Source organism: Bacteroides sp. MSSM.1001136sp1_RTP21357st2_D2_RTP21359_211015 (assembly GCF_040913205.1).
GTDB classification, from domain to species: Bacteria; Bacteroidota; Bacteroidia; order Bacteroidales; family Bacteroidaceae; genus Bacteroides; species Bacteroides ovatus.
In genome coordinates, this window is the sequence record NZ_JBDFVF010000018.1 from 48,025 (window position 1) to 63,169 (window position 15,145).

General features: G+C 44.2%; 9 protein-coding genes. 4 read left to right on the forward strand and 5 right to left on the reverse strand.

What is annotated here, in order from left to right:
- Positions 1-163: 163 nt before the first annotated feature.
- On the forward strand, positions 164-1,681 hold the full coding sequence (locus tag AB5217_RS12890) for an MFS transporter (protein WP_032844438.1): 1,518 nt from the start codon (positions 164-166) through the stop codon (positions 1,679-1,681).
- 392 nt (positions 1,682-2,073) lie between these two features.
- On the opposite strand, the gene AB5217_RS12895 is transcribed toward AB5217_RS12890, so the two are convergent.
- The 5 genes from AB5217_RS12895 to AB5217_RS12915 all read right to left on the reverse strand — a co-directional run bounded on the left by AB5217_RS12895 (position 2,074) and on the right by AB5217_RS12915 (position 10,143).
- The gene (locus AB5217_RS12895) at positions 2,074-5,460 is read right to left on the reverse strand and encodes an AAA domain-containing protein (protein WP_070782704.1); all 3,387 of its coding nucleotides are present in this window, start codon (positions 5,458-5,460) and stop codon (positions 2,074-2,076) included.
- Positions 5,423-6,259 (reverse strand): twin-arginine translocase subunit TatC, encoded by an 837-nt coding sequence (tatC, locus tag AB5217_RS12900; protein WP_004324871.1) that lies wholly within the window; start codon positions 6,257-6,259, stop codon positions 5,423-5,425. Before tatC ends, AB5217_RS12895 begins: the two co-directional genes overlap by 38 nt.
- A 17-nt stretch (positions 6,260-6,276) precedes the next feature.
- Positions 6,277-6,498: a twin-arginine translocase TatA/TatE family subunit gene (tatA, locus tag AB5217_RS12905; protein WP_008642149.1), complete on the reverse strand. Its 222-nt coding sequence runs from the start codon at positions 6,496-6,498 to the stop codon at positions 6,277-6,279.
- A gap of 157 nt (positions 6,499-6,655) precedes the next feature.
- Positions 6,656-9,148 carry a bifunctional UDP-N-acetylmuramoyl-tripeptide:D-alanyl-D-alanine ligase/alanine racemase gene (locus tag AB5217_RS12910; RefSeq protein ID WP_032854328.1) on the reverse strand — a complete coding sequence of 831 codons (2,493 nt, stop codon included), beginning with the start codon at positions 9,146-9,148 and terminating at the stop codon, positions 6,656-6,658.
- Positions 9,124-10,143: a GSCFA domain-containing protein gene (locus tag AB5217_RS12915; protein WP_080706896.1), complete on the reverse strand. Its 1,020-nt coding sequence runs from the start codon at positions 10,141-10,143 to the stop codon at positions 9,124-9,126. The genes AB5217_RS12910 and AB5217_RS12915 overlap by 25 nt, the downstream gene beginning before the upstream one ends.
- 167 nt (positions 10,144-10,310) lie before the next feature.
- Between AB5217_RS12915 and dxs the strand changes: the two genes are divergently transcribed.
- The 3 genes from dxs to AB5217_RS12930 are packed head-to-tail and all read left to right on the forward strand — an operon-like array spanning position 10,311 to position 15,032.
- The gene (dxs, locus tag AB5217_RS12920) at positions 10,311-12,215 is read left to right on the forward strand and encodes a 1-deoxy-D-xylulose-5-phosphate synthase (protein ID WP_004301493.1); all 1,905 of its coding nucleotides are present in this window, start codon (positions 10,311-10,313) and stop codon (positions 12,213-12,215) included.
- A 1-nt stretch (position 12,216) separates the two neighbouring features.
- A complete protein-coding gene (trkA, locus tag AB5217_RS12925; RefSeq protein ID WP_004305310.1) occupies positions 12,217-13,557 on the forward strand; it encodes a Trk system potassium transporter TrkA in 1,341 nt (446 codons plus the stop codon).
- Between the two features lie 23 nt (positions 13,558-13,580).
- Complete coding sequence (locus AB5217_RS12930) at positions 13,581-15,032, forward strand: TrkH family potassium uptake protein (protein ID WP_128857587.1); 1,452 nt, start codon at positions 13,581-13,583, stop codon at positions 15,030-15,032.
- Positions 15,033-15,145: the final 113 nt, after the last annotated feature.

A 15,145-nucleotide genomic window follows, 5' to 3' on the forward strand; every position in this document is an offset into this window, starting at 1 on the left:
AACGTTGCAAATGATAATGCTATGAGACATTTTTATATCCTTTGAAACAAATAGCATATATAATGCAACGAATAATACATGATTTTGACCAATTTTTACAAATAAAATTCAGTCGAAATACCGACCTTTGTCAACGAAACAAAATCTATTTAAATCCATTATCATGAATGCATTTCAAAAAACAGGCGAAAAGATGACAAACTACAGATGGACCATCTGTGCTATGCTATTTTTTGCTACTACAGTTAACTATCTCGACCGTCAGGTTCTCTCATTGACGTGGGATGAATTTATCAAACCGGAATTCCACTGGGACGAATCTCACTACGGTACTATTACTTCTGTTTTCTCCATTGTATACGCTATATGTATGCTGTTTGCCGGTCGTTTTGTCGACTGGATGGGAACTAAAAAAGGTTTTCTATGGGCTATCGGTGTATGGTCGGCAGGTGCTTGTCTTCATGCCGTTTGTGGTATTGTTACAGAAGCACAAGTTGGGCTTCATAGTGCAGCAGAACTGGCCGGTGCCACAGGAGATGTGGTAGTGACTATTGCTACTGTCAGTATGTACTGCTTCCTCGCCGCCCGCTGTATCCTTGCTTTAGGAGAAGCCGGTAACTTCCCTGCCGCTATTAAAGTAACCGCAGAGTACTTCCCTAAAAAAGACCGTGCTTATGCTACTTCTATCTTCAATGCCGGTGCATCTATCGGAGCATTGATCGCTCCTCTTACCATTCCTATTCTGGCAAAAATGTTCGGTTGGGAAATGGCATTTATCGTAATTGGTGGACTTGGCTTTATCTGGATGGGATTCTGGGTGTTTATGTATGATGCCCCGTCGAAAAGCAAACATGTCAATCAGGCAGAGCTTGACTACATCGAGCAAGATAATCGCGAAGCAGGCAGTGCTCCAATGACAGACGAAAAAGATGAAAAGAGAATGAAGTTCTGGCAATGTTTCAGCTACAAACAAACATGGGCCTTTGTCTTCGGTAAGTTCATGACTGACGGCGTATGGTGGTTCTTCCTTTTCTGGACTCCGTCTTATCTGAATACTCAATTCGGCATCAAAACCTCCGACCCGTTGGGTATGGCATTAATCTTTACGCTTTATGCGGTAACCATGTTATCCATCTATGGTGGTAAATTACCTACCATCTTCATCAACAGAACGGGTATGAATCCTTATGCAGCCCGTATGAAAGCGATGTTGATCTTCGCCTTCTTCCCATTGGTTGTATTGTTGGCACAGCCGTTAGGTACGGTTTCTCCATGGTTCCCGGTTATTTTAATCGGTATCGGTGGTGCTGCTCATCAATCCTGGTCAGCTAACATCTTCTCTACTGTAGGTGATATGTTCCCAAGAACGGCTATTGCAAGTATTACCGGTATCGGTGGTATGGCAGGAGGCGTAGGTTCTATGATTCTTCAGAAAGTGGCAGGTAACTTGTTCGTATATGCTTCCGGAACAACAATGGTTGACGGCAAAGAGGTGGAAATGACGAAAGAATTGCTCGAACAAGGAGCACAATTCGTACACCCTGCCATGACATTCATGGGCTTCGAAGGTAAACCTGCCGGATATTTCATAATTTTCTGCGTGTGTGCAGTAGCTTATCTGCTTGGTTGGGTCATCATGAAGGCATTAGTTCCGAAATACAAACCTATCGTATTGGATTAATTCCATTTCAATAGATACTATCAATAAAAACAAAAGAGTAATCCGTCGCCGGATTACTCTTTTGTTTTTAACCAATTATTCAAAAAATGAAAAATAAAAAAGCCTCTTCTCACGAAGAAGGCTTTTTAGGTTTACTTATCCTGCATCATCCTCCTGCAATTTTTTTAAACGTAACACTAAAAAACAGTGTTTTGCATTCCTATAATGAAGTATAGTAAACGTTAAGATGAAAAAAAGGGAAGTCTCACGACTTCCACAATTCTTCTAACCTTAAATCTAAATCTCTATGAAAAAAACGTGTTGCAAATATAGGCGTTTGTTCAATATAGAGGTGTTAATGAATTGCATAAAGAGAGAATAAAAACTAACATCTGCAAAAATGATGCAATTTTTCAGGAGCCTTCTATTAATTTTAATAAACTTTTATAGAGAGGATTGCGTTCCAAGAGTTCGGGAACTCCCGTGATGAACATCTGTTTCCTTGCACGGGTCAAGGCAACATTCAGTTTCCGGTCAATCAAAACACCCTCTTCTTCTGTCAGATTGGATAGAAATTTTAATTGATAAGGGTAGTTGACACAGAAGGAATAGATTATTACATCACGCTCGCTTCCCTGGAACCGCTCCACCGTGTCAACCAGAATGCGATTCAAAACCGGAATACCTACTGATTCTATTTCTTTTTTAATCAATGCTATCTGACTCCGGTAAGGAGTAATGATTCCTAAAGTACGGGATTCGTCAAAATCCGACTGATGGTGTTCATAAATGCGAACGGCTAAATCCGCAACGATACGTGCTTCCGAATAGTTGATTTTGGCAGATGCTCCTGCTTTCTCCGGCACAGACGGATAAAAGGCTAAACGGCAGATCGTGTCCGAGTCCTCTATTTGATGAGGTAGTCCGACAGGAATCAGCCGCCCCCCGTAAAAAGCACGATTGGCAAATAAGGCAACTTCCGGATGCATGCGTCCCTGACGACAAAGCATATCATAGGAACGATGAATAGCAGACGATGAACAGGCTGCCGTACAGTTCCGATAAAGACGTTCGAACAAAGAATCTTTCAGATTGCTCAATCCGATAGACAGTAATGATTCATCATAGATTGCCGCCTGTTCCGCGTTTTGCTGCACAACAGCAGGCAGTTGCTTATGATCTCCGATCAATACAAACTTATCTATTGCATCTTTTTCATCTTCTCCACGTGCACAGAGGATTCCTAACAACTGCGGTTCCAGGATTTGGGTAGCCTCATCAATAATAGCTACATCAAAATGTTTCAAGCGAAACAGTTCCGGCTTACCGGAAATAGCCGCTACCGTTCCCACAATAATCCGACAATTCCGAATACGCTCGTAAACTTCCGAACGACGGTTGCAAGAGGATAATTCATTTTCAATCAGATGCCCGCGGTAGGCTTCATCACATGACAATTCACTTCCTACCCGGATAAAGTCAACTGCCGGAGCAATGGAAGCCAACGACTTGCATATCTCATCAACCGCCCGGTTGGTATAGGAAAGCAAAAGAATCTGCGCATCCTTGTCTGCATGGAAAGTCTCTACCATTTTCTTCAAGGCACATGAAGTCTTGCCTGTTCCCGGAGGTCCAATAAGAAGGAAATAGTCCTGTGCGGCTTTTGCCTTCAGGGCGACTCGCGTAAAATCGTCTTCCGAACAGAAAATCATGGAATCCAATGATTTATCAAACCTCGGAGGACGTTGTGACAGCAACAAGTCACGACGTTCTTTTCTTGCAGAAAGATAAGCATATAATCCCTGATACATCGAGCGGAATGTCGTATCCATTGTATCATGCTCTATGGCATAAAGGCTTTCGGCCGGAAGTACGGATGGATTCTGCTGGGTAGCACGCAAGCGGATACCTATTTCGTTTTCTGTCAGATACTCGATATTGCCTTTGAAAACCATTTTATTGGTGACATTATCTGTATCACAGTTTCGTTCATAAAGGATAATGGCGTCGCCTTGACGGAAATTAGGAAGGAAAGTTTCAGCATGAAGCATCTCACTTCCAGCGGTAAGAGTAAGTCCGGCTTTATATTCATCGGCGGCATGGTTCTCCTTTATTTTCAGATCATAAATGATTTCTCCAGCCTCACATTTCTCCGCCAATGTAGAGAGCCACAAAGAAGCTGCCCCTGTACGTCCCTCATAATCCACGTCACCGGATTTTGAGGTATAAAGTTCCTTTGTTATAAAGTTGTACACCGCATAGAAGTAATTCTTTTCCAATGCGGAAAGAGCTTTCAGCTTCGATTGAAAGTTATCAATAGAAGGACGCAGGTATGTTTCCCAAAAACGTCCTTTCAATCCTCTTTCATTCAAGGTGGAAGCATTGATTTCTTCCAGTTTTTGTGCCGTATATTCCAGACTGTTGCGTAATTGGACGCCATATTCATCGGCCACAATGCGGTTACGCAAATCAATCACCCGACGTACCATCGCCCACGAAGGACGGGAGGGATAAAGAAGCGGATAACGGGTATAAAGCAAATAGGCTTTCACTTTCCGGTGATCCATTCCCATTGAATATTGCAAGACTGCTTGATAAAGTAACATCTGTACTTTATTATTCTCCTTCGGCTCTACCTTGCCCCGGATAGCGTATTCATCCGCCTTGCCGGATTTCATTTCTATGAAAGAAGACATATCCCGCTGCATATAGTCGAGACGTCCCTGAAGTCCGAGTGCTTCACAGATATAAGACGGTTCGAGCACGGCATCTGTCTTGTCCAGTTCATAACCGGCTGCATGAAAGGTATCATTGACCGTTTCACGAATATGATCGAAGTGCAGTTTGCAGTCCTCAAAGAATTGGCGCTCTTTCTCTTTGTCGCGCAAATCGGAACAGGCAGCCAGTTCAATAGGATAACGCCGGAAGGCTTTCTGCATACAGGTACGATAATCTATGTCTTCACTCTTCGCATGAATCCATTCGTCCAGAAAAAGATTGGCTATATTTCCCAGTAACAGAGGCCGGGCATTTTCGATCGGTTGAAGACGGGAAAGAAAATAATTGGCCGGATGATGCCCGTAATCACGGAAGCACTCTGCCAAAGAACTGATGTCAAGTAAATAATCCGGTTCGAGTACAATGAAAGAAGGAGTCAGGATTCCCGCCTCATCCACTGCAACATCCAATAAATTGACCTGGGCATGACGCCAAAGCAGTTTGCACGTTTCTGCAAACTCTTCATTGATTTGAGGGATATTATAACGAACTAAATACGGTTTCTCCGAGACTTCATCCAAGGGAGTTACATACAAATATTGCTCGTCGGCATACTGGAAGCAGACACGCATTCGCTGCACTCGTTCGCGGGCAGGAGGCGCAACCAGGTAGGTAGCATCCGCACGCGGAAGTAGCCGGTATAGTTCCAAGGGAATATCCTCTTCCAGAAGTTTACGAATAAAGAAAGCTAATGTTTTCGCATCGCGCAAGAGTTGTTCCCGGTTGGGCTCCTGCTGGCGGTTCAAGATAGCATTCGAAGTGAGCCGGAAAGTATGCAGCCGGTTCTGCTCTGCAACAGAGAGACCGACCTTAGCCGCCACGAAACTGATTCGTGCGGAAAGGTCGGTCATCTGTAAGCTTTCGTTTTGCATTTGCGCGCGACAAATACGCTCCAGCAAGTCGCGCATTTGCTTATATCCTACGGCAAGATAAGCATCTTCCGCCCGGCAAACTGCTAAAAGGATTTCATAAGATTCTATCGCTTCACTCTTCGGACAGGGCAACTTCATCTCCAGCTTCATCTTCAACTTCCTCTTCTGTTTTCTTCTTGTCCTTTATCATCAAAATACTCATCTCGTACAACAGATAAAGCGGAATAGCGACAACACTCAAGGTGAACGGGTCGCCCGTTGGAGTAATAATAGCAGCAGCTATCACTATGATGACAACCGCATGACGGCGGTATTTCCGCAGGAAGGACTTGTTGACCACTCCCATTAAAGAAAGCAACCATGTAACCAATGGAAGTTCAAAAGCCAATCCCATGCAGAGAATCAGCATCATAAAATTGTCGATATAAGAATTGAGCGACAGGATATTCTCCACTTCCGAACTCAACTGATAAGTAGAAAGGAAACGGAGAGTCAACGGATAAACCATAAAGTAGCCCAACAGTACACCGATGAAGAACATTAGTGTTCCGATAGTCAATGCTTTACGCACGCCCTTTCTCTCATTCGGATAAAGGGCGGGATTGATGAAACGCCATATTTCAAAAAAGATATAAGGCATAGCCGTCACCACCGACATCCAGAATGCTGTCGACATGTGAATAAAGAAAGGAGCAGCCAAGTTGATATTGACCAGCTTCACATAAAATTGTTGCGTGAAGAAGTCATCGGTCAAATCAAATGTTTTACCGATATGCCGTAATAAATCGTAGAATATGAAATCATTGTGGCAAGGCGCAAGTATCACATGGTCGAAGAGGTAGGGCATAGCAATAAAATAGCCTATTGCCAATACAAACCAAACTCCAACTACCCGAAAAAGTACCTTACGCAGTTCGTCCAAATGATCCCAAAAGGTCATTTCTGCCATCCGTATGTTGTGCTCTTTTAGTTCTTAGAAGGATCTACAGGTTTGTCCAACTCGTCTTTTGCCTTGTTTATTTCTTCTTTCGCTTCGTTCACACCGTCTTTGAAGCTCTTTACGCCTTTGCCTAATCCGCGCATCAGTTCAGGAATTTTCTTTCCACCAAAAAGAAGAAGGATAACCAAAGCGATAATAATCCATTCGGAACCACTGGGCAAAAAGCCTAACAATAATAAGTTTGTCATAAGTTTATTTGATATAAGAGGTTTTTAATAGTTGCTGCAAATATAATCATTTTCACCACAGATTACACGGATTCACACAGATTGAAGAGAATATATAGTAGAAATAAATCGAAAGATAAGCTATAAATCTGTGTGAATCCGTGTAATCTGTGGTGAATTAATCCTGATAATATACCCGTTTCACCCGTGTCGATATACTTGTCAACACTTCATAAGGGATCGTTTCCAGCTTATCGGACAACACCGTAATCGGCAGATCATCACCGAAGATGATAGCTTGATCGCCTTCCCGACAATCAATATCCGTCACATCGATCATGCAAACGTCCATACAGATATTCCCCACATAAGGAGCTTTCTTTCCGTTCACCAGGCAATAGGCGTTGCCGCGTCCCAAGTGGCGGTTCAGTCCATCCGCATAACCGATAGGAATAGCTGCAATGCGTGAAGGACGTACCAAATGCCCCATCCGACTATATCCGACTGTATCTTCTTGAGGAACATCCCGGATCTGAAGAATAGTAGTTTTGAGCGTACTTACATTATGTATTATCGAATTGTCTATCGGGCTGACTCCATAAAGTCCGATTCCCAAGCGCACCATATCGTACTGTGCTTCGGGAAAACGCTCGATTCCTGCCGTATTACAGATATGACGGAGAATTTTATGAGAGAAGGCGGCCTGCAATTCTTGCGAACCTTTCTCAAACAATTCAATCTGTCCGCGGGTGAAAGCGTCGAACTGTGACGAATCACTTCCTACAAAATGAGAGAATACCGAACGGGGAATCACCGCGCTCTGATTCTTCAGTCGACGGATAAGCAATGGAATATCCTCTACCGCAAAGCCCAAACGGTGCATACCTGTATCAAGTTTCACATGAATGGGGAAGTTGGTGATTCCTTCTTTCTCCGCAGCTTTGATAAGTGCGTCGAGCAGATGGAAATTATAGACTTCCGGTTCCAGTTTATAATCAAACATGGTTTTGAATGCGGTAAGTTCCGGGTCCATAATGATAATAGAGGCGGTAATGCCTGCCTTGCGGAGTTCGGAACCTTCATCAGCAACGGCTACGGCCAGATAATCGACATGGTGTTCCTGTAAACTCTTGGCTATTTCATACGAACCGGCTCCGTAAGCTGATGCTTTCACCATACAGATCATCTTTGTTTCCGGATGGCGAAGCATAGAACGGTAATGGTTCAAGTTGGCTACCATCGCTCCGAGATTTACTTCAAGAATGGTTTCATGTACCTTCAATTCGAGGGCTTCGGATACCAAATCAAAGTTGAACACGCGGGAACCTTTCACCAGAATCACTTCCGAATGAAGCGATTTAAGTATATTGGATGCAAGGAGTGCTTCTGTATTAGGGAAGAAGTAGCGTTCGAGATCATCATCAAAACGGGCGGAACAAGAAGATATCTCCTGCCCTACTCCAATCAGTTTATTAATACCTTTACTCTGCACCAATTGTGCCACACGCCGATAAAGCGTAGCGGTACTTTGTCCGGTTTCCAGTATATCCGACAGGATAAGCGTCCGTTTCAAGCCTTTCTTTTCCGAACGGCGTACAAGGAAATCGAGAGCAATATCCAATGATGCCAAGTCTGAATTATAGCTATCATTAATCAGTACACAGTTATTCTTTCCTTCTTTCACCTCCAGACGCATGGCAATCGGTTCGAGACGGGCCATCCGCTCGGTTATCTGGTCGGCAGGTGTCATCAGGTAAAGACAAGCTGCCAGACAATTCAGTGCATTTTCAATGGAAGCGTCATCGATGAAAGGGATACAGAAAGTATTATCCATCTCCAGATAACGATAAGATATAACGGTATGATCTTCTTTCTTGGTCACACGGCTGATATACAACGGGCGTTCAATGTCGGTACGGCTCCAGGCAATCTCACGTGCCGTCAGCATTGATTTTGCGACACAATTGCTGATTAACTCGTTATCACCGTTGTAAATCACGACATCACAGTCTTTGAAAAGCGTCAGCTTTTCCATGCATTTCTCCTGCAAGGAGAAAAAGTTTTCCTGATGGGCACCACCGATATTGGTCAGAATACCAATGGTAGGCTTAATCATTCGCTTCAAAGCTCCCATCTCCCCCATCTCGGAAATGCCGGCTTCGAAAATACCCAGTTCGGCTTCTTCAGAAAGTTGCCACACAGAAAGTGGGACTCCGATCTGCGAATTATAACTGCGTGGAGAACGAACGATGCATCGATCCGGGCTAAGTAACTGATGCAACCACTCCTTCACAATGGTTTTTCCATTACTGCCGGTGATACCGATCACAGGGATTTTAAATTTATCACGATGTGTTTCGGCAAGCTTCTGCAAAGCTTTCAGAGGATTGGGAACGATGAGGAAGTTGAGAGAACTCTCAACTCTCAACTCTCCATTCTCAACTTCTTTAAAGTCTTCTTCCGTAATTACAAAATTACGTACGCCCCGGTCATATAAATCGGGGATATAACGGGCTCCGCTATTTCGTTTGGTAGTTAAAGCAAAAAAAAGAGTTTCTTCCGGAAAACTCAAAGAGCGGCTGTCTGTTAGCAGCCAATCAATAGTCGCTTTATGTTTGCCCACACGGCGGGCACCGATACTTTTGGCTATGGATTCAATCGCATATGACATAGTTCTGTTTCTTTTTGAAAATCTAAGTACGGGTATTTTCCGATAAGTCGTTCTATTTTTAACACTATTTGTCCTAAAAAGCGTTGATACGCTTCTGACTCGGGATGAAAGGGTTTGTGTGCCAAGTCCCGGCGGATGTCTTGCACAGCTACGATAACTTGCTTTGTTTCAGGAGAAAAGAAGGTTTCGGAGAAGCGTTCCCACAGGTAACGAATCGCCAGAGGAGACGGATGCAACATGTCGTCGGCATAGAAGCGATAATCACGTAATTCGTCCAATATGATTTCATAAGAGGGGAAATAGAACACTCGTTCCGGAAACAGTTGTTGCAATCGGTCGATGGCGAGCAGCAGAGTCGATTTGCTTAACTGGTTGGCGTGCATCCCGTCGCGTATATGACGGATCGGGCTGACTGTAAACAACCATTTTAGTTCCGGATTCCGGGCTGACATTTCGGTGATGAGTGCTGTATAATCTTCTACAATTTCTTCAACAGACAGCCGGTAACGCAAAAAATGACTCTCCGGCAATTGATGGCAATTAGCTACCACTTGTCCACTCTCCTTTTGTTTATAAACGTAAGCAGTCCCCATTGTCACTATCAGCCAGTTCAATTCCGGCAGTTTCTTATAAGCGTGATGAAGACGTGAATTTATGGTATTCAATGTCTCTTCGGGCGTAAAAGCAGAAAAAGAGCCATGATGCATCGGGCTATGCCATAAATCTTTGTAGGCAAACAGATCTTGTTTGTTGTATTCCTTATTCCTTATAATCTCCCTCAAAGCAGATGAGACGGATAAAGGATTATAAAGAATACCAAAAGGATTCAGGTCCAGTTGAAATCCGGCATCCATTAATTGTCGCCCGATATTTTCCGCAAAACAGGACCCCATCAGAAGAATATGATCTGCATGACTAACCGACGGCATCCCGGCAGGTAATTCTACAGATGTTTGAAAGTTCATACGATTTTCCATCATTTCATTACGTTTCATGTGCAAAAGTAATCAAAAAACTATTTCCGCCCTCTTTTTCCTCACGATTCAATAATCTTAGGAAGCATAGAAAAACAGATACGTCTTTATACCGGATAAGATTTTATAAAAAAAAGGAGGTCGAATATACTTTCTTTTCGTATTTTTGCACTAAATTTCCTAGAATCATGAATAGTGAACCAACATATAACTTGCTAAACTCCATCAATTACCCCGAAGACCTACGTAAACTAACCGTAGAGCAACTGCCGGAAGTATGCGGTGAACTAAGGCAAGACATTATTAAAGAACTCTGCTGCAACCCCGGACACTTCGCCGCCAGCCTGGGAACCGTGGAACTAACCGTAGCCCTGCACTACGTTTACAATACACCATACGACCGTATCGTATGGGACGTGGGACATCAGGCATACGGCCACAAAATTCTGACAGGACGCCGTGAAGCATTTTCTACGAACAGAAAACTCGGTGGAATCCGCCCTTTCCCATCTCCGGAAGAAAGCGAATATGATACTTTCACGTGCGGACACGCTTCCAATTCTATTTCTGCCGCTCTCGGTATGGCTGTCGCAGCCGCCCGGAAAGGAGATGCCAAACGTCATGTAGTAGCCATTATCGGCGACGGATCAATGAGTGGCGGACTGGCTTTTGAAGGACTGAACAACGCATCTGCCACGTCGAACAACCTGCTCATTATCCTGAATGACAATGATATGGCAATCGACCGCAGCGTAGGAGGCATGAAGCAGTATCTTTTCAACTTAACGACTTCCAACCGCTATAATCAGCTGCGTTTCAAGCTCTCGCGCATGCTGTTCAAGCTTGGCATTTTAAACGAAGAACGTCGCAAAGCGCTCATACGTTTCGGGAACAGCCTGAAATCAATGGCTGCACAGCAACAGAATATTTTCGAAGGGATGAATATCCGTTACTTCGGTCCGATAGACGGACACGACGTAAAGAACCTGGCAAGAGTATTACGTGATATCAAAGATATGCAAGGACCTAAAATCCTGCATCTACATACTATCAAAGGAAAAGGATTCGGTCCGGCGGAGAAACACGCTACCGAATGGCATGCTCCCGGCAAATTCGATCCGGTCACCGGCGAACGTTTCATTGCCAACACTGAAGGAATGCCTCCGCTTTTCCAGGATGTATTCGGAAATACACTGGTGGAACTTGCCGAAGCTAACCCGAAGATTGTCGGTGTCACTCCCGCCATGCCCAGCGGCTGTTCGATGAATATACTGATGGAGAAAATGCCGAAACGCGCTTTCGATGTCGGTATTGCCGAAGGACATGCGGTTACCTTCTCCGGAGGGATGGCTAAAGACGGACTGCAACCGTTCTGCAATATCTATTCTTCTTTTATGCAACGGGCGCATGATAATATCATCCACGACGTAGCGATTCAGAATCTTCCTGTTGTTTTGTGTCTCGACCGCGCCGGACTGGTTGGCGAAGACGGTCCCACTCATCACGGAGCTTTTGATATGGCATGTTTACGCCCGATCCCTAATCTGACTATCAGTTCCCCCATGGACGAACATGAATTACGTCGCCTGATGTATACGGCACAATTGCCGGACAAGGGACCGTTCGTGATCCGCTACCCCCGTGGACGCGGCGTACTGGTGGACTGGAAATGTCCGCTGGAAGAAATTCCGGTAGGAAAAGGACGGAAACTGAAAGAGGGTAGCGACCTTGCAGTGATTACTATCGGACCGATAGGAAATGTAGCCGCCCGTGCCATCACCCGGGCAGAAGCAGATTTAGGTCTGTCCATCGCCCATTACGATTTACGATTCCTGAAACCACTGGATGAAGAGTTGTTGCATGAGGCAGGACGTAAATTCCAACGTATCCTGACCATCGAAGACGGAATTATCAAAGGCGGTATGGGTAGCGCTGTCCTCGAATTTATGGCAGACAACGAATACAAACCGACCGTAAAGCGTATCGGTATTCCTAATATATTTGTAGAACATGGGGCAGTTGCCGAATTATACCAACTGTGCGGCATGGATGAAGAAGGGATTCTGACTAAAATAAAAGAATTTATCAATTGACATGAAGATTATTATTGCCGGTGCCGGCAACGTAGGCACCCATTTGGCCAAACTGTTATCGCGCGAGAAGCAAGATATTATCTTGATGGATGATGACGAAGAGAAACTAAGTGCTCTTAGCGCCAACTTTGACTTGCTGACTGTTGCCGCTTCTCCTTCTTCCATCTCCGGATTGAAAGAAGTGGGCGTCAAAGAAGCCGACCTGTTCATCGCAGTCACACCGGACGAAAGCCGCAACATGACTGCCTGTATGCTGGCTACCAACCTGGGAGCCAAAAAGACAGTGGCGCGTATCGACAACTATGAATATCTTCTACCCAAAAATAAAGAGTTTTTCCAGAAGCTGGGAGTAGATTCTCTGATTTACCCGGAAATGCTGGCTGCTAAAGAAATCGTATCTTCCATGCGCATGAGCTGGGTACGCCAATGGTGGGAGTTCTGCGGAGGTTCGCTGGTTCTGATTGGTACGAAGATGCGCGAAAAGGCTGAAATCCTGAATATACCGCTGCACCAATTAGGCGGTCCCAACATTCCTTACCACGTAGTGGCCATCAAACGCGGAACGGAAACGATTATCCCTCGCGGAGACGATGTTATTAAATTGCATGATATTGTTTATTTCACCACTACCCGCAAGTACATTCCTTATATACGTAAGATAGCCGGCAAAGAAGACTATGCCGATGTACGCAATGTAATGATTATGGGAGGTAGCCGTATCGCAGTCCGTACCGCACAATATGTGCCGGACTATATGCAGGTGAAAATAGTGGATAATGATCTGAACCGTTGCAACCGTCTGACAGAGCTACTGGATGACAAAACAATGATTATCAACGGAGACGGTCGCGACATGGATCTGCTTATCGAGGAAGGGCTAAAGAATACCGAAGCATTTGTAGCCCTGACCGGCAACTCGGAAACGAATATCCTTGCCTGTCTCGCCGCCAAACGTATGGGAGTGGAAAAGACGGTGGCAGAAGTGGAAAACATCGACTATATCGGTATGGCAGAGAGTCTCGACATCGGCACGGTTATCAATAAAAAAATGATTGCTGCCAGCCATATCTACCAAATGATGCTGGACGCCGACGTGTCTAATGTGAAATGCCTGACTTTTGCCAATGCGGACGTTGCAGAATTCACTGTACCGGAAGGTGCAAAAATCACCAAACACCTGATTAAAGACCTGGGACTCCCGAAGGGAACTACCATCGGAGGAATGATCCGCAACGGAGAAGGTATCTTGGTGACGGGTGATACACAAATCCGTCCCGGCGACCATGTAGTCGTATTCTGTCTGAGTATGATGATTAAAAAGATTGAGAAGTTCTTTAATTAAGCATAAGATAACTAAACCAATTTATGATTAATTCAAAGATGATATTCCGGATTCTGGGCTTTCTGCTTCTGATAGAAACAGCGATGCTGTTATGTTGTGGAGCGGTCTCTCTTTTTTATAAAGAGAATGACTTGCAGAGTTTCCTGATTTCATCTGCTGTCACAGCCTGTATTGGCTTTCTGCTGCTTGCCATCGGGAAAGACGCTGTGAAATCCTTGAATCGCCGTGATGGATATGTCATCGTCAGCGCAGCATGGGTTACCTTTTCCCTTTTCGGAATGTTACCTTATTATATAGGAGGATATATTCCCAATGTTGCGGATGCATTTTTTGAAACGATGTCCGGATTTAGCAGTACAGGTGCCACTATTCTGAATAATATAGAGTCGATGCCCCACGGAATACTTTTCTGGCGCGCTATGACGCAATGGATAGGTGGTTTGGGTATTGTATTCTTCACCATTGCTGTTCTGCCGATTTTTGGTGTGGGCGGAATTCAGGTGTTCGCAGCAGAAGCCAGCGGACCTACTCATGATAAAGTGCATCCCCGCATTGGCATCACTGCTAAATGGATTTGGGGTATTTATGCCGGAATGACGGGAACACTGATTATTTTATTAATAGGTGGTGGCATGAGCATATTCGATAGTATATGTCATGCTTTTGCAACGACCAGTACCGGTGGGTTCTCTACTAAACAGGCCAGCATTGAATATTACCATTCACCTTATATAGACTATGTAATTTCCATTTTCATGTTCCTTTCAGGAATTAACTTCACATTGCTACTGTTGATGTTTAATGGGAAAATTAAGAAGTTCCTACATGATGCGGAACTGAAGTTCTACTTTATTTGTGTTTCATTCTTCACTCTATTCATTGCTATCTGGCTCCATCAGACTTCTTCTATGGGAGTAGAGGAGGCATTCCGGAAATCGCTTTTCCAAGTGGTTTCATTGCAAACTTCTACGGGATTCGTCACAGCTGACTATATGCTCTGGCCTTCTATCCTCTGGGGCTGTCTCATCATTGTGATGATTATCGGAGCTTGTGCCGGCAGTACAACAGGAGGTATCAAGTGTATTCGTATGGTTATCCTGTTTCAAGTAGTGAAAAATGAATTCAAACATATTCTTCACCCTAACGCCATACTCCCGGTGCGGGTAAATAAGCAAGTTATTTCTCCTTCCATTCAGTCTACTGTATTGGCTTTCACCTTTTTGTATGTGGTCATTGTTATCATCAGTGTACTTGTCATGATGGGCTTAGGAGTCGGTTTTCTGGAATCAATAGGAACCGTAATCTCAAGCATAGGTAATATGGGACCAGGCCTCGGCACATGTGGTCCGGCTTTCTCATGGAGTGCATTGCCTGATGCTGCCAAATGGCTGCTTTCTTTCTTAATGCTCTTGGGACGCTTGGAATTGTTTACAGTATTATTGCTTTTCACTTCCGATTTCTGGAAAAAGAATTAAGAATTCAATAAAGGTAGTCTGTTTAATGCAAAAGCTACAATAAGGAGTACATTATCAAGCTATTACAAAGAGTACTTATCTATTCATATATTCTCAACGATACTCACTGTAAT

Excerpts from the sequence above, each read along its gene's own strand:
- AB5217_RS12895 (WP_070782704.1), bottom strand. The coding sequence starts at position 5,460 with ATGAAGCTGGAGATGAAGTTGCCCTGTCCGAAGAGTGAAGCGATAGAA.
- trkA (WP_004305310.1), top strand. The coding sequence starts at position 12,217 with ATGAAGATTATTATTGCCGGTGCCGGCAACGTAGGCACCCATTTGGCC.
- dxs (WP_004301493.1), top strand. The coding sequence starts at position 10,311 with ATGAATAGTGAACCAACATATAACTTGCTAAACTCCATCAATTACCCC.
- AB5217_RS12930 (WP_128857587.1), top strand. The coding sequence starts at position 13,581 with ATGATTAATTCAAAGATGATATTCCGGATTCTGGGCTTTCTGCTTCTG.
- AB5217_RS12915 (WP_080706896.1), bottom strand. The coding sequence starts at position 10,143 with ATGAAACGTAATGAAATGATGGAAAATCGTATGAACTTTCAAACATCT.
- tatA (WP_008642149.1), bottom strand. The coding sequence starts at position 6,498 with ATGACAAACTTATTATTGTTAGGCTTTTTGCCCAGTGGTTCCGAATGG.
- AB5217_RS12890 (WP_032844438.1), top strand. The coding sequence starts at position 164 with ATGAATGCATTTCAAAAAACAGGCGAAAAGATGACAAACTACAGATGG.
- AB5217_RS12910 (WP_032854328.1), bottom strand. The coding sequence starts at position 9,148 with ATGTCATATGCGATTGAATCCATAGCCAAAAGTATCGGTGCCCGCCGT.
- tatC (WP_004324871.1), bottom strand. The coding sequence starts at position 6,259 with ATGGCAGAAATGACCTTTTGGGATCATTTGGACGAACTGCGTAAGGTA.